The 22,342-nt window shown below is 62.7% G+C and carries 21 protein-coding genes and 1 pseudogene; 16 read left to right on the forward strand and 6 right to left on the reverse strand.

The window, feature by feature from the left end:
- Positions 1-43: 43 nt before the first annotated feature.
- The 9 genes from GV819_RS06860 to GV819_RS06900 all read left to right on the forward strand — a co-directional run bounded on the left by GV819_RS06860 (position 44) and on the right by GV819_RS06900 (position 9,415).
- The gene (locus GV819_RS06860) at positions 44-1,009 is read left to right on the forward strand and encodes a glycosyltransferase family 2 protein (RefSeq protein WP_161754801.1); all 966 of its coding nucleotides are present in this window, start codon (positions 44-46) and stop codon (positions 1,007-1,009) included.
- Positions 1,002-2,138, forward strand: coding sequence for a glycosyltransferase (locus tag GV819_RS06865; protein WP_161754803.1), 1,137 nt, complete (start codon positions 1,002-1,004; stop codon positions 2,136-2,138). The genes GV819_RS06860 and GV819_RS06865 overlap by 8 nt, the downstream gene beginning before the upstream one ends.
- 1 nt (position 2,139) lies before the next feature.
- Positions 2,140-3,138 carry a polysaccharide deacetylase family protein gene (locus tag GV819_RS06870; protein WP_161754805.1) on the forward strand — a complete coding sequence of 333 codons (999 nt, stop codon included), beginning with the start codon at positions 2,140-2,142 and terminating at the stop codon, positions 3,136-3,138.
- Positions 3,135-4,442, forward strand: coding sequence for a lipopolysaccharide biosynthesis protein (locus tag GV819_RS06875; RefSeq protein WP_161754807.1), 1,308 nt, complete (start codon positions 3,135-3,137; stop codon positions 4,440-4,442). The genes GV819_RS06870 and GV819_RS06875 overlap by 4 nt, the downstream gene beginning before the upstream one ends.
- Positions 4,442-6,370, forward strand: coding sequence for a hypothetical protein (locus GV819_RS06880; RefSeq protein ID WP_161754809.1), 1,929 nt, complete (start codon positions 4,442-4,444; stop codon positions 6,368-6,370). Before GV819_RS06875 ends, GV819_RS06880 begins: the two co-directional genes overlap by 1 nt.
- Positions 6,367-7,071, forward strand: coding sequence for an N-acetyltransferase (locus tag GV819_RS06885; RefSeq protein ID WP_161754811.1), 705 nt, complete (start codon positions 6,367-6,369; stop codon positions 7,069-7,071). The genes GV819_RS06880 and GV819_RS06885 overlap by 4 nt, the downstream gene beginning before the upstream one ends.
- Positions 7,068-8,195 carry a GNAT family N-acetyltransferase gene (locus tag GV819_RS06890; protein ID WP_161754813.1) on the forward strand — a complete coding sequence of 376 codons (1,128 nt, stop codon included), beginning with the start codon at positions 7,068-7,070 and terminating at the stop codon, positions 8,193-8,195. The genes GV819_RS06885 and GV819_RS06890 overlap by 4 nt, the downstream gene beginning before the upstream one ends.
- Positions 8,192-8,971: a carbohydrate deacetylase gene (locus GV819_RS06895; RefSeq protein ID WP_161754815.1), complete on the forward strand. Its 780-nt coding sequence runs from the start codon at positions 8,192-8,194 to the stop codon at positions 8,969-8,971. Before GV819_RS06890 ends, GV819_RS06895 begins: the two co-directional genes overlap by 4 nt.
- Before the next feature lie 189 nt (positions 8,972-9,160).
- Positions 9,161-9,415: a DUF2790 domain-containing protein gene (locus GV819_RS06900; protein ID WP_161754817.1), complete on the forward strand. Its 255-nt coding sequence runs from the start codon at positions 9,161-9,163 to the stop codon at positions 9,413-9,415.
- A 60-nt stretch (positions 9,416-9,475) separates the two neighbouring features.
- Here GV819_RS06900 and GV819_RS06905 read toward each other — a convergent pair whose 3' ends face one another.
- Positions 9,476-9,739 carry a DUF1652 domain-containing protein gene (locus GV819_RS06905; RefSeq protein ID WP_161754818.1) on the reverse strand — a complete coding sequence of 88 codons (264 nt, stop codon included), beginning with the start codon at positions 9,737-9,739 and terminating at the stop codon, positions 9,476-9,478.
- Between the two features lie 515 nt (positions 9,740-10,254).
- Between GV819_RS06905 and eco the strand changes: the two genes are divergently transcribed.
- Entirely contained in the window at positions 10,255-10,731 is a 477-nt protein-coding gene (eco, locus tag GV819_RS06910; RefSeq protein WP_161754820.1) for a serine protease inhibitor ecotin, read from the forward strand.
- A 28-nt stretch (positions 10,732-10,759) separates the two neighbouring features.
- Positions 10,760-11,065, forward strand: a complete 306-nt coding sequence (locus GV819_RS06915) for an NIPSNAP family protein (RefSeq protein ID WP_161754822.1) — start codon at positions 10,760-10,762, stop codon at positions 11,063-11,065.
- Positions 11,066-11,111: 46 nt separating this feature from the next.
- Here the strand turns inward: GV819_RS06915 and ilvA are convergent.
- A pseudogene (gene ilvA, locus GV819_RS06920) lies at positions 11,112-12,107 on the reverse strand (threonine ammonia-lyase, biosynthetic); the annotation flags it as partial.
- Positions 12,108-12,422: 315 nt separating this feature from the next.
- On the opposite strand from ilvA, the gene GV819_RS06925 reads away from it, so the two are divergent.
- Together GV819_RS06925 and map are read left to right on the forward strand one after the other, a co-directional pair.
- Positions 12,423-12,623, forward strand: a complete 201-nt coding sequence (locus GV819_RS06925) for a ParD-like family protein (RefSeq protein WP_161754827.1) — start codon at positions 12,423-12,425, stop codon at positions 12,621-12,623.
- Positions 12,620-13,384, forward strand: coding sequence for a type I methionyl aminopeptidase (map, locus tag GV819_RS06930; protein WP_161754829.1), 765 nt, complete (start codon positions 12,620-12,622; stop codon positions 13,382-13,384). The genes GV819_RS06925 and map overlap by 4 nt, the downstream gene beginning before the upstream one ends.
- 113 nt (positions 13,385-13,497) lie before the next feature.
- Here the strand turns inward: map and GV819_RS06935 are convergent, their stop codons facing one another.
- Entirely contained in the window at positions 13,498-15,084 is a 1,587-nt protein-coding gene (locus GV819_RS06935) for a RimK family protein (RefSeq protein WP_161754831.1), read from the reverse strand.
- A 93-nt stretch (positions 15,085-15,177) separates the two neighbouring features.
- On the opposite strand from GV819_RS06935, the gene rimI reads away from it, so the two are divergent.
- Positions 15,178-16,284 (forward strand): ribosomal protein S18-alanine N-acetyltransferase, encoded by a 1,107-nt coding sequence (gene rimI, locus GV819_RS06940; RefSeq protein WP_161754833.1) that lies wholly within the window; start codon positions 15,178-15,180, stop codon positions 16,282-16,284.
- 102 nt (positions 16,285-16,386) lie between these two features.
- On the opposite strand, the gene GV819_RS06945 is transcribed toward rimI, so the two are convergent.
- The 3 genes from GV819_RS06945 to lpxO all read right to left on the reverse strand — a co-directional run bounded on the left by GV819_RS06945 (position 16,387) and on the right by lpxO (position 19,153).
- Positions 16,387-17,538, reverse strand: coding sequence for a PQQ-dependent sugar dehydrogenase (locus GV819_RS06945; protein ID WP_161754835.1), 1,152 nt, complete (start codon positions 17,536-17,538; stop codon positions 16,387-16,389).
- Between the two features lie 77 nt (positions 17,539-17,615).
- Complete coding sequence (locus GV819_RS06950; RefSeq protein WP_161754837.1) at positions 17,616-17,987, reverse strand: hypothetical protein; 372 nt, start codon at positions 17,985-17,987, stop codon at positions 17,616-17,618.
- Positions 17,988-18,253: 266 nt separating this feature from the next.
- Positions 18,254-19,153: a lipid A hydroxylase LpxO gene (gene lpxO, locus GV819_RS06955; RefSeq protein WP_161754839.1), complete on the reverse strand. Its 900-nt coding sequence runs from the start codon at positions 19,151-19,153 to the stop codon at positions 18,254-18,256.
- A 365-nt stretch (positions 19,154-19,518) separates the two neighbouring features.
- Between lpxO and GV819_RS06960 the strand changes: the two genes are divergently transcribed.
- Positions 19,519-20,271 (forward strand): alpha/beta fold hydrolase, encoded by a 753-nt coding sequence (locus tag GV819_RS06960; protein WP_161754841.1) that lies wholly within the window; start codon positions 19,519-19,521, stop codon positions 20,269-20,271.
- Positions 20,272-20,499: 228 nt separating this feature from the next.
- Positions 20,500-22,089: an ABC-F family ATPase gene (locus GV819_RS06965; protein WP_161754843.1), complete on the forward strand. Its 1,590-nt coding sequence runs from the start codon at positions 20,500-20,502 to the stop codon at positions 22,087-22,089.
- Positions 22,090-22,342 lie beyond the last annotated feature (253 nt).

The following is a 22,342-nucleotide window of genomic DNA, read 5'->3' on the forward strand; positions in this document are numbered from 1 at the left end:
AGGCGTCCATGACAACAACGCAATCTGGCCAAGGGAGGCAAAGATGCAAAGGATCAGCGTGATAGTGCCCATGTACAACGAGGCACGTCACATCACCCGGACCCTGGACAGCGTGCTCCGCGCGGCCAGGGCTGCCGCCGTCGACTGCGAATTGATCGTGGTCGACAACGGTTCCACCGACCAGGGGCCGCAACAGGCCCAGGCGCTGGGCGCGCGGGTCCTGCTCTGCCCGGGGATCAGCATCGGGGCCTTGCGCAATCGCGGAGCGGCCATCGCCACTGGCGATTGCCTGGCATTTCTCGATGCGGATATCGAGGTCCCCGAGAACTGGCTGCAACTCTGGCAACAGGCCTTGGCCGAACAACGCGCCGAGGTCTTCGCTCTGGACTGCGCAGCGCCTGCCAGCGCTCCCTGGTTCGCCAGGGCCTGGCAACGTCGCAGTCTGGCCGGCGGCCAGCAAGCCCGCCTGCTGCACTGGATGCCTACGCCCAATCTGTGCCTGCAGCGGGTCTGGTTCGAACGTGTCGGCGGCTTTGACGAGCAACTGCGCACTGGCGAAGACAAGGACTTTGGCTTGCGCCTGCACGCTGCCGGCGCCCGCCAACTGAGCCAGCCGCAACCCCAGGTGCTGCATTGGGGGTTCGAGGGCAGTTGGGGCGAATGGGCCGGCAAGGAGCGCTGGCGCCAGGGCAGCCATGTGCAACTGCTAAAGGGCAGTGGCCTCAACCTGCGTTTGCTGCGTTTTCCCCTGTTGTGCCTGGCCTGTGCGGCACTCAGCCTGCTGGCCCTGCTCGGCCTGCTGCTGGGGCGTCCGGCCATGGCCGCGCTGTGCCCGTTGCTGGGGGGGCTGGTGCCCCTGGTCCTGGCCTTGCGCCAAGGCCTGCGTCAGCGTGATCCGCTGTTTGTCCTGCAACTCTGGGTCCTGCACTGGGTGCGTCTGCACCTGGGGGCCGTGGCACTGATTCAGGGTCTGTTCAACCGTTCTGCTGTGAGGCCTGACCGTGGCTAAAATAATTTTCTGGCTGTGCCTGTTACTGCCCTTCTATGCCTGGGTTGGTTATCCGCTGCTGTTGGCCCTGCTGAGCCTGTTCGTCAAACCGCGACCGCAGGAACCAGGCCCGCCCCTGTCGGTCAGCGTGATCATTGCCGCGCATAACGAAGGCCCGCACATCGAACACAAGCTGCGCACCCTGCTGCAACAGGACTACCCGGCCAGCGACCTGCAGATCATCCTCGCCAGCGACGGCTCCAGTGACGACACCGTGGCCACCGCCCTGGGCGTACGCGATTCGCGGATCGTGGTCCTCGACCTGCCCAGAGTGGGCAAGGCCGGAGCCCTGAACGCCGCCGTGGAGCTGGCGCGCAACGACATCCTGGTGTTCACCGACGCCGACAACCAGTGGTCCACCGATACCCTGGGCAAACTCTTGGCGCCCCTGGCCGATCCGCAGGTCGGGGCCTGCGGCGGGCACATGATCATCCCCAACCCGGGGCACAACCTGAGCCTGGGAGACAGCCTGTACCGGCATTACGAGGCCTGGTTGCGCCAGGCGGAAAACCGTACCGGCTGCATGGTTTCCGCCGACGGCGCATTGCTGGCCCTGCGCCGCGAGCTGTTCCAGCGGATTCCCGCCGAGGTCAACGATGACTTTTTCATTAGCACCTGCGCCCCTGTGGCCGGCAAGCGCATCGTCTATGTCGAAGAGGCCCAGGTACTCGACCAGGGCGTCGACGAAGCCGGCAAGCAATACCGCCGGCGCCTGCGGGTCACCGTCGGCGGCCTGCAGAGCCTGGCCCAGCGGCGCGAGCTGATGAACCCGTTGCGCCACGGCGCCTACGCCATTGCCCTGATCAGCCACAAACTGATACGCCGCTTGGCCCCGGTGTTGTTGCTGCCACTGTTGCTCAGCAGCCTGTGGCTGTGGAACGCCGGAGCCTTCTACAGCCTGAGCCTGATCGCCCAGGTGCTGGGTTACGGTGCCGGGGTGCTGGGGCTGCTGGACAGTCGCGGGCGCCTGCCCAAGGTGTTTCGTCTCGCCGGCTTCGTGCTGGTGACCCTGGCCGGCATGAGCATGGGCCTCTGGCAGTTTCTCCGCGGGCGGCGTTATGCCCTGTGGAACCCACAACAGAACCGCTGACATGAACTTCAAACAATCCCTCAAGCGCCTGCTCGGCAGCGCCTACCTGCACAGCCTCGGCCGCGCCCGCCTGAGCGACGCCGGGGTGGTGCTGATGCTGCACCGGGTACTGGCCGATTCCACCGCCGCGCGCAAGCCCCACCGGGCTCCGTTGTGCGTTGGCCAGGATCACTTCGAGCATCTGCTGCGCTGGTTGCGGCGGCATTTCGACTGTGTGCCGCTGCAGCACTTGCTGGAGTATCCCGGTGGCGATCGGCCGCGAGTGGCACTGACTTTCGACGATGGCTGGCGCGACAATGCCGAGGTCGCCTATCCGCTGCTGGAGCGTTACGAAGTGCCGGCGAGCATCTTCCTGTCCACCGATTTCATCGGCAGCCAGCAAGGTTTCTGGTGGGAGTCGATTGGCGAAACCCTGTGGCAGCACGGCGCCAGCCCCGCAGCACAGCCGCTGCTGGTGCAATTGCGGGCGCTGCAACTGACGCCCCCGCCCAGCTTGCTGCAAACCGACGACAGCGACGCTCGCAGCCGGGCACTCGGGAGCTATTTGCAATGCCTGAAAAACCTGGCTCCCGAGACCCTGCAAGCCCTGGCCGACAGTTGCCCCGCCGCCAGTGCCCCCCACAGCCTGGACTGGGCCCAGGTCCAGCGCCTGGAACGCTCTGGGCTGGTGCGCTTTGGCCCCCACGGCGCCAGTCACGGCATCCTCACCCGCCTTGACGGCCCAGCGTTGCGCAGCGACCTGCACCGTTCCCACGCGGCCCTGCAGGAACACTGCCAGGCGCCACTGGGGGTGTATTGCTACCCCAATGGCGATCACAGCCCCGAGGTGCGCGCAGCAGTCGCCGAGCTGGGCTATCGCTACGCCCTGGGCACGCGCCCCGGCTTGATCGAGGCCGACGGCAATCCGCTGCTGGCCTTGCCGCGCATCGATGTCAGCCACGCCAGCGCCGGGCGCCCGGGCCTGCTGGCCTGGCGCTTGCTGCAGGGAGCGCGGGCATGAAGCGCGGCAGCTACCTCTGGCACCTGGCCCTGAGCATAGGCACGCGGCTGGCGATGATCGGCCTGCGATTACTGCGCAATGTGTTGCTGGCACGCCTGCTGGGACCCGCCGATCGCGGCCTGTTCGCCCTGCTCAGCACCTTGCCGGACCTGATCGCCGCGCTCACCAGTGGCGGCCTCAACACCGCTGTCGGTTATGAGGCGGCGCGCCAGCGGCCCATGGGGCTGTTGCTGACCCAGGTGCTGATCTACGGCTGCCTGCTGGCCGGCTTGCTGACCCTGGCCGGCCTGGCCGTGAGCAACACCTTGGGTAGCCAGTGGGAGATCAGCCTGCAACTGGGGGACCTGGCCTGGCTGTTGTTGCTGGCAGTGCCGATCACCGTGCTCAAGAGCGGCTTGCTGACCCTGCACAACGCCGATGGCCGGGTCGAAGCCTTCAATGCCCTGCGCCTGCTGGAATCCCTGGTGCCGCTGCTGTTGTTCGTCGGCCTGTGGTGGATCTGGCGCGACCAGCCGCTGTCCGCCGCACTCATCAGTTGGCTGGGCGGCACCGTGTTGGTGGTGGTGGTCGGCTGGTGCTGGTTGGCGCGTTTTCATGATTTGCGCCTGCGCTGGCAGGCCGGGGAACAAGGCAAGCTGCTGCGCTACAGCGCCCAGAGCCATCCCGGGGTGCTGTCCCAGCAACTGATGCTGCGTTCGGACTACCTGTTTATCGGTGCCCTGCTCGATCCGGCCGCCCTGGGCTGGTATGCCATGGCCAGTGCCGCCGCCGAGCTGTTGCTGATCATTCCCGAGGCAGTGACCACACCCTTGATGAAGCGCCTGCTGCAACAGGGGGCCGGCATCGAGCAACTCACCGCCCTGGCCCTGCGCCTGACTGCCACGGTCATGCTCGGCGCCTGCCTGTGCATGGCGCTGATCGGCCAGTGGCTGATCGTCACCCTATTCGGCGCCGAATACGCCCCGGCGTACAGCGCGCTGCTGGCCCTGCTGCCGGGGCTGTTCGGCCTGTGCTATGCGAGCATCCTGCGCCTGGACCTGCTGGGCAAGCAGCGTCCTGGGGCCCTGTCATTGCTGTTGGCCGGCGGTGCCCTGCTGAACCTGGCGCTCAACGCCGTATTGATCCCGCACCTGGGCATCGTCGGCGCCGGCCTGGCCTCGTCCATCGCCTACCTGGCGGTGAGCCTGGTGATGCTTGGCCTGTATTGCCACCTCAGTGGTGTGGCCTGGTACCGCACCCTGATCCTGCTACCTGGAGACATTGTCTACGTGCGTCACTTATTGCGTCCTAAGGAAAAGGCCTGATGAAACCCTGCTCCCTGCTCGCCCTGATGCTGATCTCAGCGGCTTCATCCCTGCACGCGGAGCCCATGCAATGGGCGGATATCCGCGACGGCAGCCTGTATCTGCAGGCCGCTGCCGCAGACACCCTGCAATTGCGCTGGAGCCCGGCCTGGCAAAGCGATGCCAACCAGGAACAGCTGTACCTGCTGGGCCCCGACGGCCAGTTGCTGCAACAGTTGGAAATCCGCGCCGATCAACCTTATGGCCAACGGGAAATCCAGCTGCCTGCCGCCCAGGGTGACTATCGGCTGCAAGTCCCGGGCTACAGCTTCCGTAACTTCAAGGTCAACCACGACAGCGCCACTCGCGGCCAATTCGAACCGGCCAAGGTACATTTCAGTGCCGACGTCCCCAGCGGGGTCGAGCTGTACTTTCGCGTAGCGGCTGGCGAGCAGGCGGTGCTGGCGGGCAAGTATTACGACGGCGTCAGTGTGCTCCAGGCCTCACGCCTGAGTGACGGCCAACTGGTCCGGCTCAAGCTGGTGGAACACCCGCAGTACGGGCAGTTCGACCAGGCCGCCTTGCCGGTGGCCCAGCAGGACGAAGTCTGGCGCTTGTCGCTGGGCGGTTCGGGCAAGGTCGGGTTCTGGCTCGACGGCACCGCCAACCTGTTCGCCCAGGACCTGCGCCAACTGCACCCGCTGCAGTGGGCACCGAGCCGGGTCGAGCTGACCCTCAAGCCCCAGGTGCGCGGTCCCAGCCCGCACCTGGGGATCGCCCTGCCCTATGCCGAACCCCCGCAGTCGACGTTCGAATTGCTGCGGGCCCTGGGCCCGCGGTCCGCCAACTTCTACAGCTTCGTCGATGTGATCAAGCAAGAGCCGCAGCGGGAAATAGCCTTCCGTCGGTTGTACCGCGAGACGTTCAAGATCGACCGCGACATCACCTTGCTCGCGGGCACCGGCCGCCAGGCAGTGCTGGAGGCCGGCAGCCAGACCTTTGCCGGACTCGATGCCTGGCTGGCCGACAGCGTCCAGTTGGGTAACCAGGGCTTGCACTACCTGGCATTCGCCGACGAGCCCAACCTCAACTACCCGAGCTACGCGGTGTTTGCCGCGTATTTTGCGCGGATGCTGGAACACACCAAGGCCAACCCTGACGCCCGTGCCGCGGGTGTACGCATTGCCATGCCGGTGAGCTCGCGCTTGCTCGATGGACCGTTCCGGGTCGGTGCCGGGCAACGCCGGGGCATCGACTGGGCCCGGCAATTGCTGGCCGAGCACGGCGCCGATATCGATGCCCTGGCCTGGCACGAGTGGATGGTTCGCGATCTGCTGGCCACCCGCCGTTATCGCGCCAGCGTGCGCGCCGCAGCCGACCTGGTGGGGCTGGACGAACACGGCCGGCCGCGCAAGGCGCTGCTGCTGAGCCAGACCAATATCTCCAGCGGCCCGGACCTCAGCCCCTATCAGCAAGACACCCACTACGCCGCCCTGTGGTGGGCCTCGGTGGTGATCAACGCTTCCCAGGACGGCCTGCTGGACATGCTCAACTGGTTCCAGGCCGCCGACGAGCCCGAGTACCCCAAGGGCATGCTGTCCCAGCAAGATGCCCAGCGCTTTAGCCTGAAGCCGGTGGCACGGGCCCAGCAGTTCATCCAGCAGCATTGGCTGGGCGAGGTGCAGAGCCTCGATAACCCGGCGTTCGAGGTGGATGCCCTGGCCCTGCGCGACGGCCCGCGCCACAGCCTGTTGGGCGTGGCCAAGACGCCCCGTGCCTACACCATTGACCTGGCAGGTGCACTGGATATCTGCCAGTCGAACCCGAGCCTCGAACTGCTGGGCCCCGATGGCCGCAGCCGCCCTGCAGCGGTGCAGTGCAGCGATGGCCGGGCGCAGTTCCAACTGCCCACTGAAACCCTGTTTGCCTTGACCTGGAAAACCCTATGAATCGCTTGACCGGCCTGTTGGCCAAAATCCGCCGCAAGGGCCTGCGCGGCAGCCTGCGGGTGTTCTGTGAACGATTCTTTTTCTACCACTGGGAACTGCTGACCCTGGAGCGTTCCCTGACCCTGCCGGTGCCCTGCCCCATCAACCCCAGCCGCTGGCCCCAGGTGCGTATCACCACCGACCTGCTGCCGGCTTTCGACAAGTACTTCAAGGCCCAGCTGCCAGCCATTCGCGGCCTGCTGAACAAGGGCAGCCGCGGCAGCGCGCACCTGGATGAAGACGGCAACGTGATGATGATGGTCTGGGTCAGCGAGCGCGATTACTACGATGACCAGTTATACCGCTGCTGGATGCGCATGCCGCCAGGCTGCCTGTACCAGTTCGCCGGTGAATGTGCGCCGCCGTTTCGCGGTTCGGGGGTGGTGATCCTGGCGCAGAAGATGCTCTGGGACGAGTACCATGAGCGTGGTTTCAAGGCCACCCGGGCCTTGGTCAATGTGCGCAACGAAGCCGCGCTGAAAATGCACATGCGCCTGGGTTTTCAGGAGATCGGTGAATCCTTGCACGTCTATTGCCTGCTGCGGTGCCTGCATTTCCATCGCCGCCGCCCCTATCACCAGACCCGCCTGCATCATCTGCGCCGGGGGCGCCTGGCCCAGCATCCGGTCTCTTCCAGCCAGACTGATAAGGACCTCTCGTGAGCTTTCGGTGGCAATGGTGCGCAAGCCTTGCGGCAGCAGATTTCCCCGTGGCGGCCTATGAACAGCTGCGCCAACGCTGCGTTGACGCCACGCCCTTCAACCGCCTGAGCTGGTTGCAGGGTGCCGAACAGGCGCTCGATGGCCGACAACACTTGCAGATTCTGCTGGGCTGGCAAGATCAGCAACTGCTGCTCTGCCTGCCACTGATCCGCGGCCGCGAGCGCAAGGCCGGACTGCCCCTGCAGGTGGTACGCCATTTGGGCCACCCCCTGAGTGACCGCCTGGCGCTGCTGGTCGCAGACCCGGCGCAAAGCGCGATGCCCGAGGTGTTGCAGGAAATCCGCCGGCAGATGCCCCACGACCTGCTGCAGTTCCACGAACTGGTCAATGCCGCCAGCCTGCTCGCGCCTTGGCGTCGGGCCAGTTGGTACAGCGAGCAATCCTTGAGCTGTCGCGCGCCGGAACACTTGATCGTCGACAGCGACCGTGGGGAAGCCAGTGGCACCTTGCGCTATGAACTGCGGCGAGCGAAGAAACGCTGCGGGGAAATCGATGCCCGAGTGGTGCGCATGGCGCCCGATGCGGATGGCATCGATAGTGTTCTGCAGAGGCTCAGTGAGGTGGAACAGGCCAGTTGGAAAGGCGCCGACGGCCTGGGGATTTTCTCCGGAGAACAACGCCAGCAATGGATGCAGACGGCGTTGCGCGGGCTGGCCGCCGAGGGCTGCGTGCGGGTGGTGATGCTCGAACATCAGGGGCACTGCATCAGCTATCGTCTCGGCCTGCTGGAGCGCGGTCGCCTGTATGACTACAACATCGCCTTCTTGGCCGAGCACGCCAACCTCGGCAGTGGCCGGTTGCTGCTGGACGAGTGGATTCGCTGGGGGCTGGACGAAGGCTGGCAGTGGGTGGATGCCTCTCGGGTCAGCCTCAGTCGCTCCAGCCACCAGTTGCATGAACGCATGAGCGGCCTGGTGGAGCACCAGCGCTGGAGCTTTTACTCCTGGCGCCCCCTGGGCCTGCTGGCGGGCGTCGCCGAACGCCTCTGGCAATACCTCAAACCTCGCCTCAAAGCCTGGCGCGAACGCCGCCAGGCCGGCACTGCACAAGGGGCTCACCGATGAACTACACCCTGTCCGTTCCACGCGTGCACCGGGTCATCGTCAATGCTGACGACTTCGGTCTCGACCTGGACTACAACCAACTGACCCTGCGCGCCTTCAAGCGTGGGGTGATCAGTTCCGCCACCCTGATGGCCAACATGCCGGCCTTCGAGGATGCCTGCCGCCTGGCCCACGAACATGCCTTGCTGGGGCGCATCGGCTTGCACTTCAACCTGACCTATGGCGAGCCACTGAGCCCGGCGATCCGCACCCAGCCGTTGTTTTGCGACGCCAAGGGGCAGTTCGATCTCAACCTGCCGCGCTCGGCCTTGCGCCTTTCGGCCCCCGCCAGCGAAGCCGTCAGGCAGGAGCTGCAGGCCCAGTGGCAACGCTGTGTTGATCAGGGGCTGCGCCCCAGCCATATCGACTCGCACCAGCACGTGCACAATATCTGGCCGATTGGCGTGATCGTTGCGCGCTTTGCCGCCCAGCAGGGTGTGCCGGTGCGCCTGGCCCGCAATCTCGGCGGCAATATCGGCCCGCTCAAGCGACTGTTCAAAAGCTCGCTGAACCGGCGGATTTGCGGGTTATCGGGATTTGGCATGATCACGGTATGCACGCCCAAGGACCTGCTGGACGGATTTCGTCCCGAGGGCGTGGTGGAAGTGGTGGCCCATCCGACGCAATTGGCCGATGGCGATTTTGGCGACGACTACCTGCCGCCGGAGCAGTCACTGGAGCAACTGCTGAACCTGGCCCTGCCCAGGCATCAGCGGATTGCCTACAGTGAACGGTGAAGCGCGAGTGGGAAAGCGGGCGCGATAGTCAGGACAATCATTAGCTCCCTACTGACTTAATCGGCGGTTAATCCTGCAGGTCAACAGTGTCCTCGACCGCGCTAACTCAGATCTTTCTGATGCGCTGCGCGGCAAGTTCTACGCCTGATGGGCGCTGAACTGACGTTCAGTCTGTAGAGGAGAAGCGCCATGAACCTGCGTATCGGCTTGACCGCTGTCCTGCTGCTCAGTGCCGCCAGTGGCCTGGCCCAGGCGGACAGCACCACAGCTGTGCCCTATCACTATGGAATGCCTGTGCACGTGGCCAAGGTGATCTCGATGAGCGAACCTGAAACCCAGGATTGCAAAGTGATCACCGCCGACATGAAGTACATCGACAATGCCGGCAAGCCCGAGGAGATCACCTACCGCAAGCTGTCGGACGCCTGCAGCAATCAGAATTGAGGCACGAAGTGCAGTATTGAGTCTGGCGAGGGAAGCGCTTCCCTCGCCATGGTGGCACCCTCAATGAGCCCGTTTGAGGGCCGTGACATGCCCCGGGTTGTGGGCCAGGTCGTAACGTAATTCAGCAATCAGTTCATTGATTTCACGGCAGCCATTGAGGTGCGCGGCGTCGATGCCGGTCACCACCAGGTCGACCCGGTCGGTCTCATGGTCACCGAAGACTTTCACTGTCATCGACAGGTCAGGGCTCAGGGTGCATTGGCAACGTTTGGGCAGGAAACTGCTTTCAATGATGTTGCGCAGTTCCAGGGTAGATAAAAACATGGCGACTCTCTCCTTTTTTCGAGACGGCCAATCAATTGGCAAACAACTTCACAGCACTGACGTCCGTGTTCGGTAGTGATCCGGCTCGGTCCTGATAGTCCTTGCAGACAGAGCCAAGTCACAGACTAAGCCGCTTTTACGCCCTTGCTAAATTCGATTTCGCTCTGAGTACCGGGCTTTTGGACCTGAATCGGCGATCGCCGGCAAAGGCCGCAGCCGGCTCCCTCTATCTGCCTGCAAACGGTGATTTTCAGGGCCTTGCTCAGCGCGGTCTGAACGTTCTGGAGCAGGAAGAGTGCCTGGATCGACGTTGCGTCGCCGCCTGTCAAATCAACGCCTTGGCAATTCCGAGCCATACCAAGTGCAAGAAACAGCCTTGACCACCTTGCAACATATCCGGTGATATAGGCGGGTTTGCATGGGCGCTTTCGCGCCCTGCAGAATGCCCGGGTTGGGTTTAACCTTCGGCTCCAGCCAAACGGCTGGATGCCCTGCTCAACAAGCCAGGAGGCGTTATGCGTCTGATCCCCCTTTCCACTGCAATTGTGCTTTCGATCCTGTCGGTGTCGGCCTTGGCCGCCAAGCTTGAAGACACCGCGCCCTACCCCAAGGCCGAAGACGGCTTCACCCGCCAGGTCATCCACCTGCCCAAACAGCCCCATGAAGATCGCTACAAGGTCGAGATCCTCGCCGGCAAGATCCTCACCGTGGACTGCAACCAGCAGCGCCTGGGTGGCAACCTGGAAGAGAAGAACCTCGAAGGCTGGGGCTACCCCTACTACCGCCTGGAAAAAGTCAGCGGGCCGATGAGCACGCTGATGGCCTGCCCCGACGGCAAGACCCGCAAGGATTTCGTAGCAGTGATCGGTGAAGGCTTTGTCCTGCGCTACAACAGCAAACTGCCCATCGTGATCTATGCCCCCAAGGACGTGGAGGTGCGCTATCGCCTGTGGAGCGCCAGCGACAAGGTCGAGCCCGCCCGTCAGGAATAATCCGCCGTCATTACCAGGAGCACTGTCCTTGATTACTTGCCACGTCAAATATGTGATCGATCCTTACCAGTTGGCCGAGTTCGAAGCCTATTCCAAGGCCTGGATCGCGGTCGTCCGGCGCTTGGGCGGCACTCACCATGGTTATTTCCTGCCATCCGAGGGCGCCAGCAATATTGCCTACTGCCTGTTCAGCTTTGCGTCACTGGCAGATTACGAAGCCTATCGCCAGGCGGCCTTGACCGATGCCGAAAGCGTGGCCCTGGTGGCCTCGGTGGTGGAGAAGAAGTTCATCCTCAACTACGAGCGCAGCTTCATGCGCCCCCTGTTGTCCTGAGGCCCTTCGCAGCCGGCAAGCCGAGCGCCAGCTACAAGGGGGGGCACAGCGCCGCACGCTCGACCACATGGCGCAGGCTGTCGAAGTTGATGTTGGCTCCCGAGTCGATGGCCACCAAGGTCTGCCCAGTGGCCCCGCTTTGCGCCACGTACTCCTTGATTCCGGCCACCGCCAACGCTCCCGAAGGCTCGGTGATCGAGCGGGTGTCATCGTAGATGTCCTTGATCGCAGCGCACAGTTGGTCATTGCTGACGCTGATCACCTGGTCCACGTGGTGCCGGCAGATCTCGAAACCATGCTCGCCGATCTGCGCCACCGCAACGCCGTCGGCAAAGGTGCCCACTGTCGGCAAGATCACCCGCTCCCCGGCCGCCAGCGCTTGCTGCAGGCAATTGGAATGCTCGGATTCGACGCCAATGATACGGACCTCTGGCCGCAGGTATTTGACGTAGGCGGCAATCCCGGCGATCAGCCCGCCACCGCCCACCGGGACGAAGATCGCGTCCAGCGCTCCCTGCTGCTGACGCAGGATCTCCATGGCCACGGTGCCTTGCCCGGCAATCACCAGCGGATCGTCAAATGGAGAGACGAAAGTCCCGCCCGAGCTCTGCGCGAGGCTCAGGGCATGGGCCAGGGCAAAGGGAAAGCTTTCGCCATGCAGGATCGCCTCGGCGCCTCGGCTGCGCACGCCCAATACCTTGAGCCCGGGAGTGCTGGCGGGCATCACGATGGTCGCCTTGATGCCCAGTTCACGCGCCGCCAAGGCCACTCCCTGTGCGTGATTGCCAGCGGACGCGGTGATCACTCCGCGTTGTCTTTGCTCATTGCCAAGCTGTGCCAGGCGGTTATAGGCACCGCGGATCTTGAAGGAAAAGGTCGGCTGCAGGTCTTCGCGCTTGAGCAAGACCTGGTTGCCCAGCCGTTGCGACAGCGCCGGTGCCACCTGCAGGGGCGTGCAGATCGCCAGGTCATACACCGGCGCGGCAAGAATCATCTTCACATAGCGCGCCAGCAAGGCCATGTCGGCACTGGGTGGGGCCATGCTGGCAAAACGACTGAGTGGACTCATGGTGGATCTCCTGGCGGTGTTCAAAGCCCGGGAGACAGAGAGAAAAAACCCGCCTCCAGGGCGGGTTGGGTGCAGTCGTCAGCAAGCCCGCCAATAAGGAATGGCGGTAATAATGCTTGGCTGGGAACGCAAGGATGGAAAACTCATGGGTGGAAATTAACCAATCCGGATGGCGGCTGCAAGCACCAGGCAACGGGTTTTTCTGTTGCTGCGTGAAGCTTGCCACTTGAGCCGGTATATACGAAACATATATGCTTCGTATATTTCCTCAAGAGAGCCGCAATCAACATGGGCATCGTCAAGATCTCCGATGAACTGCACGAGCAGATCCGTGTGGCCAGTGCCGCGATGGATCGCTCAATCAACGCCCAGGCCGAGTTCTGGATGAAGATTGGCCTCTTGGCCGAGCTCAATCCGCACCTGGCCTATAACGACCTGATCAATGGGTTGCTGCTGAACAAGCCTGATCTGCTCCGGGGTCGCCCATGACTCAGGCCCTGATCAAGACCCCGGAGCAACTGGCGCTGATGCGCGAAGCCGGGCGCCTGCTGGCCCAGGTATTCACCTTTCTCGACGGCTTTGTCGCCCCTGGCCTGTCCACCATGGAACTGGACAGCGCGGTGGAACAGCTGATCCGTCATGAGCTCAAGGCGCGCCCGGCGAGCAAGGGCCAATACAACTACCCCTACTGCATCAACACCTCGATCAACGAGGTGGTGTGCCACGGCATGCCCCACCCCAAGGCGCTGCTCAAGGACGGCGACATCATCAATATCGACATCACCCTGGAGAAGAACGGCTACATCGCCGACTCCAGCAAGATGTACCTGATCGGCAACGTCGCGCCCAAGGCCAGGCGCCTGGTGGACACCACGTTCGAGGCCCTGTGGGCGGCAATCAAGGTGGTGCGCCCGGGAGCCCGGCTGGGCGACATCGGCCATGCCATACAGTCCCTGGCCGAAACCAAAGGCTACAGCGTGGTCCGCGAGTACTGCGGCCACGGCATTGGCCGGCAGATGCATGAAGAACCGCAGGTCCTGCATTTCGGCCGGCCCGGCACGGGCCTGGAGTTGCGTGAAGGCATGGTCTTCACCATCGAGCCGATGCTCAACCAGGGCAGCGCCCGGGTGCGTGGACTCAAGGACGGCTGGACCGTGGTTACCCGCGACAACGGGCTCTCCGCCCAGTGGGAACACACCGTGGCGGTGACCCGGGACGGCTTTGAGGTGCTGACCCTGCAGGCGCAATAAACTCCGCACGTTCGTGGCACTGTCGATCCGCAGAGGCACAGCCAGTGTCCGCCAGCCGAGGCACCGCCTGCACGCCGCCAGAGGCTGGTGGATATCCGTGGGTCGACGCCACCTCACCAGGCCTGGCCGCGGCGCTTGAGCTCCAGGCGGCGGACGAACTCCTCCAGCACCAGGGAGTACAGATCGTCCTGCAGGTAGGCGTCTTCGATGCCGGCATCGAGGTTGGGGTTGTCGTTGACCTCGATCACCACCACCTTGTCGCCGGACTGCTTGAGGTCGACACCGTACAGGCCGTCGCCGATCAGGTTGGCGGTCTTCACTGCCAGTTCCACCACCGCTCGCGGTGCTTCGTGGATCGCCAGGGTGCGGCACTCGCCGTTGATGTCCTGGCCCTTGGCCTTGTGGTTGTAGATCTGCCAGTGGCCCTTGGACATGAAGTACTGGCAGGCAAAGATCGGCTTGCGGTTGAGCACGCCAATACGCCAGTCGTACTCGGTGTAGAAAAACTCCTGGGCCAGCAGCAGCACCGAATGTTCGAACAGTTCGGCAGTCGCCTCGAGCAGCGCCTGCTGGCTTTCAACCTTGATCACCCCGCGGGAGAAACAACCGTCTGGAATCTTCAGCACCAGGGGAAAGCCCAGGCGCTCGCCGACCCGTTCGAAGTCTTCCGGTCGCTCCTTGTAGAGGATTTCGGTGGCGGGCATGGCCAACTGATGCCCCTTGAGCAGGTCGCTGAGGTAGACCTTGTTGGTGCAGCGCAGGATCGATGCGGGGTCGTCCATCACCACCAACCCTTCGCTTTCGGCTTTCTTGGCAAAGCGGTAGGTGTGGTTGTCGACGCTGGTGGTTTCGCGGATCAGCAAGGCGTCGTATTCGGCCAGGCGAGAGTAATCCTTCTTCTCGATCAGCTCGACATCGATCCCCAGGCCCTTGCCCACCCGGATAAAACTCTCCAGAGCCCTGGCGTTTGAGGGTGGCAGCGCTTCCTGGGGATCGTGGAGTATCGCCAGGTCATAACGTGCCAGCCGCTTGGAGCGCGGAACACGCCAGACCTTGCGACTGAAACTGTCCAGGGAGTTGGCGAATTGATCTTCCTGGTCTTCGCGCAACTTATGCAGCGCACCAAACTTTACACCTTCGATGTGCCAACTGTTAGTTCGTTTGAAATCAACTAGCAAAATTGGGCAAGGGAACAGTTCAAACAATTGGCGAGCCAACTCTTGCAGCGGCTCGATATGCGTCTTGCCGAAATAGAGCGTCAGGGTAAACCCTTCGGTATCGCTGTAAAGGTGATTGCTCAGGGCTTTTTCCAGGGTTTTATCCAGATCGTCCAAGGCCAGTCCGTAGAGCGCCTTGCGGGTCAGTTCACTGATCGTCCGCACCGTTGGAATCACCCGGTGACCCCGGGCTTCCGCCAGCAGCGAGCAGTAGTAGCCGTGCCCCAGGTACTTGTAGCTGCGGCACAGGTTGATCACTTGAAGCCTTTTCCCCGGCTCGCTTTCGCGGCTTTGCTCGAGGTATTCCTGGGCGGTGAGCATGTCTTCGCTGGGGAAGTAGGAGGCCCAGTCTTCCTTGCGCTCGACAATGATGATGACCTGGCTGGAAATCTTATCGACTTGAGTAAAATAACCTGTCGAAGTGATTGTCGCCGGCAAACTTTGCTCGGATACTTCTCGCCAATGACCTTGTACCGCTGACATAAAGTTCGCTCTCGCTGAAGAACCTGACCCTTTCTATTAAGCACGAACTTTTTCCGAAGTCTCGTTCCGTTACGCAACTTTTACGGCGGTTATATGGATCTTGTCTTTCGCACTGCAACCCCAGCCGACCTGCCGGCTTTGGTGAGCCTGGAACAGCAATGCTTCACCAGCGACCGGCTGACGCCACGCAGCTTCCAGTGGATGATCAACCGCGCCCACGGGCAATTGCTGGTGGCCGAACACCAGAAGCGCTTGTTGGGTTATGCCCTGGTGCTGTTTCATCGTGGCACCTCACTGGCGCGCCTGTACTCCATCGCCATTGCCGAGGACGCCCGGGGCCTGGGCCTGGGCAAACGCCTGCTGCAACGGATCGAAGCCTGTGCCCTGGCCCATGACTGCGCTTACCTGCGGCTTGAAGTGCGCAGCGACAACCCGGCGGCAATCGCCTTGTACGAGCGCCATGGTTATCGGCGTTTCGCCCGGATCCACGACTACTACGAGGACCATGCCGATGCCCTGCGCCTGGAGAAACGCATCCTTGAGCACCGCGAGACCCGCAGTATCCGCGTGCCGTACTACCAGCAGACCACCGACTTCACCTGCGGTCCGGCCTGCCTGTTGATGGCCATGGCGGCACTGCAACCATCAAGGCCGCTGGAGCGCCGCGAAGAACTGCAGATCTGGCGTGAAGCCACCACCGTATTCATGACCGCCGGGCATGGCGGCTGCAGCCCCCAGGGACTGGCCCTGTCCGCCTGGCGCCGTGGCTTTGCCGTGCGCCTGCAGGTCAACAGCGCCGGGCCGCTGTTTCTCAACGGCGTGCGCGACGAGCATAAAAAGGACGTCATGCGCCTGGTCCACGACGAGTTCTGCAAGGAATTGGATGCCAGCGAGGTGCAGCAGGTGCTGGGCGGTCCGCTGGACTTGCCGAGGTTATTGGCGCAGGGCGGCCAGCCCCTGGTACTGATCAGCAGCTACCGCCTGACCCGCTCCAAGGCGCCGCACTGGGTGATAGTGACCGACTGCGACGAGGAATTCGTCTACTTGCATGATCCGGATGTCGACCACAGCCAACACCGGCAGCCGATGGACTGCCAGCACCTGCCGGTGAGCCACGGCGAGTTCGACAAGATGTGCAGCTTTGGCAGCAGCAAGCTGCGAGCCGCCGTAATCCTCAGCGTAGCGCCGCGCCCATCGTAGGATGCCGGCTTGCCGGCGAAGAGGAGCGCAGCGCTGCAGCCTCCTCGTCGACACCTTCGCTGGCAGCTCAGCTCCCGTGCAAGCCGGCTCCTGCAGGACGGGTTATTCCAGGCCGACCTTGTACAGCACCCCCTGGTCTTCGTCGGTGAGGATATAGAGGTAGCCGTCCGGCCCCTGGCGCACGTCACGAATACGCGCCTTGAGGTCGCCTAGCAGACGCTCTTCATGCTCGACCCGATCGCCATCGAACTGCAGGCGGATCAGCTCGCGGCTGGCCAGGGCGCCAATGAAGACGTTGTGCTGCCAGGGCTTGAAGCGCTCACCGGCATAGAACGCCATGCCGCTGATGCCGGGGGATTTCTCCCAGACATGGTGCGGCGCCACGCTGCCCGGTGCAGTCTGGCCGCCGGCCTCGGGTATTGGCTGGCCGGAATAGTCGATGCCGTGGGTCGCCTGGGGCCAGCCGTAGTTCTTGCCACGTTCGATGATGTTGACCTCGTCACCGCCCTTGGGCCCGTGCTCGTTCTCCCACAAGGTGCCATTCCAGGGGTTGAGCGCCGCTCCCTGGGGGTTGCGATGGCCATAGCTCCAGATCTCCGGGCGCACCCCGGGCTGCCCGACAAAGGGGTTGTCCTCCGGTACCCGACCGTCCGGGTACAGGCGCACAATCTTGCCCTGGAGCTTGTCCAGGTCCTGGGCGGTAGGCCGGTCGTTGTTTTCCCCCAGGGTAATGAACAGGTAGCCATCACGGTCGAACACCAAGCGTGAACCGAAGTGGTTGCCCGTGGACAGCTTCGGCTCCTGGCGGAAGATCACCTGGAAGTCCTTGAGCCCGCTCAGGTCCTCGGCCAGCCGGCCGCGCCCCACCGCGGTGCCGGCGGTGCCCCCTGCGCCACCGCCTTCGGCGTAGGACAGATAGACCATGCGATCCTGTTTGAAGTCCGGTGACAACACCACATCCAGCAAGCCGCCCTGACCATTGGCCCAGACTTGCGGTACCCCGCTCAAGGGCGCCGAAAGCTGGCCTTGCGGGCTGACCAGGCGCAGGTTCCCTGGCCGTTCGGTGACCAGCATGCCTTGACGATCCGGCAGGAAAGCCAGGGCCCAGGGATGGTTCAAGCCGTGGGCCAGCGGTGTCAGGCGCACGCTGCCCTGCTCACTGGGATACGACTGGGAGCTGGCGGCCGAAGCCGGCACGGTGCTGCCCAGCACAATGCTGGCGCACAAGGTGGCGAAGAGAGTTTTACCCAGCATGTTCGCTTCCTTTTATCGATCAAGAGATTCCCTGGCAACCGCGTACGAGGCCGCTGCGGGCTTCCCACGCAAGCGCCTCAGCGCCGGTTGCTGTCGTCGTCTCGAGGGTTGTGCACCCGGGGATCGGGGGCTGGTGGCTGGACGCCGCCGCGTGGGTAGCCGTTGCCGATGCCGCCATTTTCCAAGGTCGGTGGTCGGCTGATCGGGGCCGTACCGGGGCCCCGAATACCCGGGTTGCTGGGCTGGGTACCCTGCATGCTGTTGGGATTGGCTCGGCGAATCGGGTTGCTGTAAGGATCGTTGTTGCCGCTGTTGGGCAGATTTTGTGCCAGCTGCAAGGTGCTGGGGAGCTGGCTGGGTGGGAGCGCTCCAGGGTTGGCAGCCCAAGCTGCGCCGGTGGCCGAACCCAACGCGATGATGGCCGCTAAGCCGCGAACCAGACTGTTCATGACAAGCCTCCTGAGGCGTGACGGGGTATCGAATACGATTCCACGCTACGCCCAGGGTTCGGCTTTGTTAATTAAATAATCCTTCAGAACATGTAACACCCGGTATCTGCAAGGAGCCAGGTGTGCAGTCCACGGGGTCTTTGCCATGGCGGGCGGCTTGCCGGCGAACAGGCCCTCAAGGCTTGCATCGCCCCCGCGCAGCCATCATTGGCAAGCCAGTTGCTGCAACCGCAGGAACCAACGAGAAAGCCGCGACACCGGCAGCGTCAGATATAGATGAACAACAACAGCAGCGCCGCGAAGATCGCCCACTTTTCCAGGTAGTAACGAGTGCGATTGCGCTTCTTCAGTTCCTTGCCCCGCAGGCGAATCTTGTACAGCTTGGTGAAGGCGCGATTGAGCCCCCCGGTCTTGTCACCGGCGTCATTGGGTGCACCTGCAGCGGACATCACGGTGCGGCTGAACCAGCCGTTGAATGCCGCAGCCCAGCGATACTTCATCGGCCGCTCGACGTCGCAGAACAAAATGATGCGGTTCTGCTGCGTGGTGTTTTCCGCGTAGTGGATATAGGTCTCGTCGAACATCACCGCTTCGCCGTCACGCCAGTGATAGCGCTCGCCATCGACCTCGATGAAGCAGCCTTCGTCATTGGGCGTGGACAACCCCAGGTGGTAGCGGTAGGAGCCGGCATACGGGTCGCGGTGACGCACCAGTCTGGAGCCCGGTGGCAACTCGGCGAACATCGCCGCCTTGATCGAACCGATGCTCTGCACCAGTTCGGTAGTACGCGGGCACAGCTTCATCGCTGAAGGATGGCTGTCGCCGTACCACTTCAGGTAGAAGCGTTTCCAGCCGGTCTTGAAGAATGAGTTGAAACCCACATCGTTGTACTGGTCGGAGCGTTTGATCTCACCGGCCTGCAACAGGCTCTGCCCCTCGGCGCGGATCTCTTCCCAGTGCTCTTGCAGCGTGCTCATTTCGGGGAAGTCGGCTGGATCCAGATAAGGCCGGTTGGGGTGCTTGGAAAACAGATAGAGGAAGCAGTTGATGGGGGCCAGAAAGGTTGAGTGATCACTCAGTTGGCGACCCAGTTTATGGCGCACGCGCCCCCGCAGGTGTACGTAGGCAATGGATAGAACGTATACAGCGGCAATGATGAGTTTCACGGAAATGTCACACGTCAGAAGAGAACATGCTGCGCCCCTGAAAGCCCGGAGGGCCAAAGGCAAGTGGCAGCGTCTGCGTTGAAAAAAACGTAATCGGCTACGGTCTTCGTCGCCGACCCGACCCTCGGCGTCTGGCCGTCTGCTGGCATTTTAGCCACAGTTTGTAACCAATGGTTAACTCAAATTTGTGAAAAGCTGTGGTGCTTCTGTAGGAATATGCGTGTATTGCGCCAGGCTTTGATTCAGCTCAATGGAAGTCGCTCGACGGCTCTACCCCGTACTGGCCAGCTGTGTTGGCCGTGATTACCGAGGTATCCTGCATGCCGCTGACCTCCCCCTCCTCCCCGGCAAGGATCGCAGAACCGATGGACTTAACACTGAGCCCGACCCTGATCCTGCTACCGGGCATGGACGGCACCGGCAGCCTGTTCGAGCCCTTGCTACAAGCCCTGGACCCGGCTTGGCCGGTACAGGTCGTGCGCTACCCCAGCGATCAGCCCCTGGATTACCCGGCCCTGGTCGCCCGGGTGATGGCGCAATTACCGACGGATCGGCCTTTTGTCCTGTTGGGTGAATCCTTTTCCGGCCCGGTAGCGGTGAGTGTTGCCGCCAAGTGCCCGAGCGGGCTGATGGGGCTGGTGCTGTGCAGCAGCTTTGTCTGCAATCCACGGCCCGGATTGGCGCCCCTGAGCCCGCTACTCAAGTTCCTGCCGCTGCAGCGCCTACCTTTCTGGCCGATGGACGCTCTGCTGCTGGGTGGTTTTTCCACGCCAACTTTGCGCGCAGCGCTGGCCGCCGCGATTGCCCAGGTGCAGCCGCAGGTGTTGCAGGCCCGGCTGCAGGCGGTGATCGTGGTGGATGTACGCCAGGCCCTGGCCACCTTGGAGCTGCCGCTGCTGTACCTGCGCGCCCGTCGCGATCGCCTGGTGCCTTCCTCTGCTTCGGCCCTGGTCCTGCACCTGCGCCAGGATGCCCGAGTCGTGGCCATCGACGCGCCTCATTGCCTGCTCCAGGCCGCGCCTGTCGAGGCTGCGCTGCACTTGCAGCAGTTCATGCAGCGGCTGCTGAACACCAGGGCCGTGGCCAGCGGCGGATCGAGTATCGGCCATCCGAGCTAAATTCCCTGCCAGAGCGTCATACAACTGCTCGTTTACATATGCGACAATGCGCACAAATTCCAACATGCACCCCGCACCTTTTGCTCGGCAACCTGGCCTCGATGCCGGAATGTTGCGCTCGACGTACGCCCGCTGGCTCAGTTCCACACCCAGACCGGCCCGACCTGGAAGGCTCCAGATCGCGCTCTGTGGATTCGGCCCAGCGCTAAATCATTGGTAGGTAAGTAATTGATCTCCACAGCTAACATCACCATGCAGTTCGGCGCCAAGCCGTTGTTCGAGAACGTTTCGGTCAAGTTCAACGGTGGCAACCGTTACGGCCTGATTGGCGCCAACGGTTGCGGCAAGTCGACCTTCATGAAAATCCTCGGTGGCGACCTCGATCCGTCGGGCGGCCAAGTCATGCTGGAGCCGAACGTGCGCCTGGGCAAACTGCGCCAGGACCAGTTCGCTTACGAAGAATTCAGCGTACTCGACACCGTGATCATGGGTCACGAAGAGCTGTGGAAGGTCAAGGCCGAGCGCGATCGCATCTACTCGCTGGCGGAAATGACCGAGGCCGACGGCATGGCCGTTGCTGAACTGGAAACCGACTTCGCTGAAATGGACGGCTACACCGCCGAATCCCGCGCCGGTGAGTTGCTGCTGGGCCTGGGTATCGGCATCGAGCAGCACAACGGCCCGATGAGCGAAGTGTCGCCAGGCTGGAAACTACGCGTATTGCTGGCCCAGGCGCTGTTTTCCGATCCGGAAGTGTTGCTGCTCGACGAGCCAACCAACCACCTGGACATCAACACCATCCGCTGGCTGGAAAACATCCTCACCCAACGTTCGAGCTTGATGATCATCATCTCTCACGACCGTCACTTCCTGAACAGCGTCTGCACCCACATGGCTGACCTGGACTACGGCGAGCTGCGCCTGTTCCCGGGCAACTACGACGAATACATGACCATGGCGACCCAGTCCCGCGAGCAGTTGCTGTCGGACAACGCCAAGAAGAAAGCCCAGATCTCCGAGCTGCAATCGTTCGTCAGCCGCTTCTCGGCCAACGCCTCGAAAGCCAAGCAGGCCACTTCCCGCGCCAAGGCGATCGACAAGATCCAGCTGGCCGAAGTCAAGCCGTCGAGCCGCGTCAGTCCGTTTATCCGCTTTGACCAGACCAAGAAGCTGCACCGCCAGGCGGTCATCGTCGATCGCATGGCCAAAGGCTTTGACGGCAAGCCGCTGTTCAAGGACTTCAGCTTCCAGGTTGAAGCTGGCGAGCGCGTAGCGATCATCGGCCCGAACGGTATCGGCAAGACCACCCTGCTGCGCACCCTGGTCAACGAACTGACCCCGGACGCAGGCACCGTGAAATGGACCGACGCGGCCGAGGTCGGCTACTACGCCCAGGACCACGCTTCGGACTTCGAAGACGAATCCAACCTGTTCGACTGGATGGGCCGCTGGACCAAGGAAGGCGAACAAGTGGTTCGCGGCACCCTGGGCCGCATGCTGTTCTCCAACGACGAGATCCTCAAGTCGGTCAAGGTGATTTCCGGTGGTGAGCAAGGGCGCATGCTGTTCGGCAAGCTGATCCTGCAAAAGCCCAACGTACTGGTGATGGACGAACCGACCAACCACTTGGACATGGAATCCATCGAGGCGTTGAACCTGGCGCTGGAAAACTACCCGGGCACGCTGATCTTCGTCAGCCACGACCGTGAGTTCGTATCGTCCCTGGCCACCCGCATCATCGAGCTGAGCCCAAGTGGCGTGATCGACTTCAGCGGCACCTACGACGACTACCTGCGCAGCCAGGGTGTGGTGTTCTAAAAGCAGCGGCACGTTTCAAGCTACAAGCGTCAAGGGAAAAGCCCCGTCCAGTGTGACGGGGCTTTTTCGTATGCGCGGTCCTCCCCCTGAACCTTGTACATCGGTCATCGCCGTCACTGGCGGCAAGAGCTGGCTTGCAGGTTCGTCAACCTCGCACGGTATCGGGCAATTGCCACTGCCGGGCCGACAGGGAATAGATCGTTAGCCTGCTTCCTTTTATTTTCGTGGCACGCGATGATGCACCTCTCTAACC

This window comes from Pseudomonas sp. Fl5BN2 (genome assembly GCF_009908205.1).
GTDB lineage: Bacteria > Pseudomonadota > Gammaproteobacteria > Pseudomonadales > Pseudomonadaceae > Aquipseudomonas.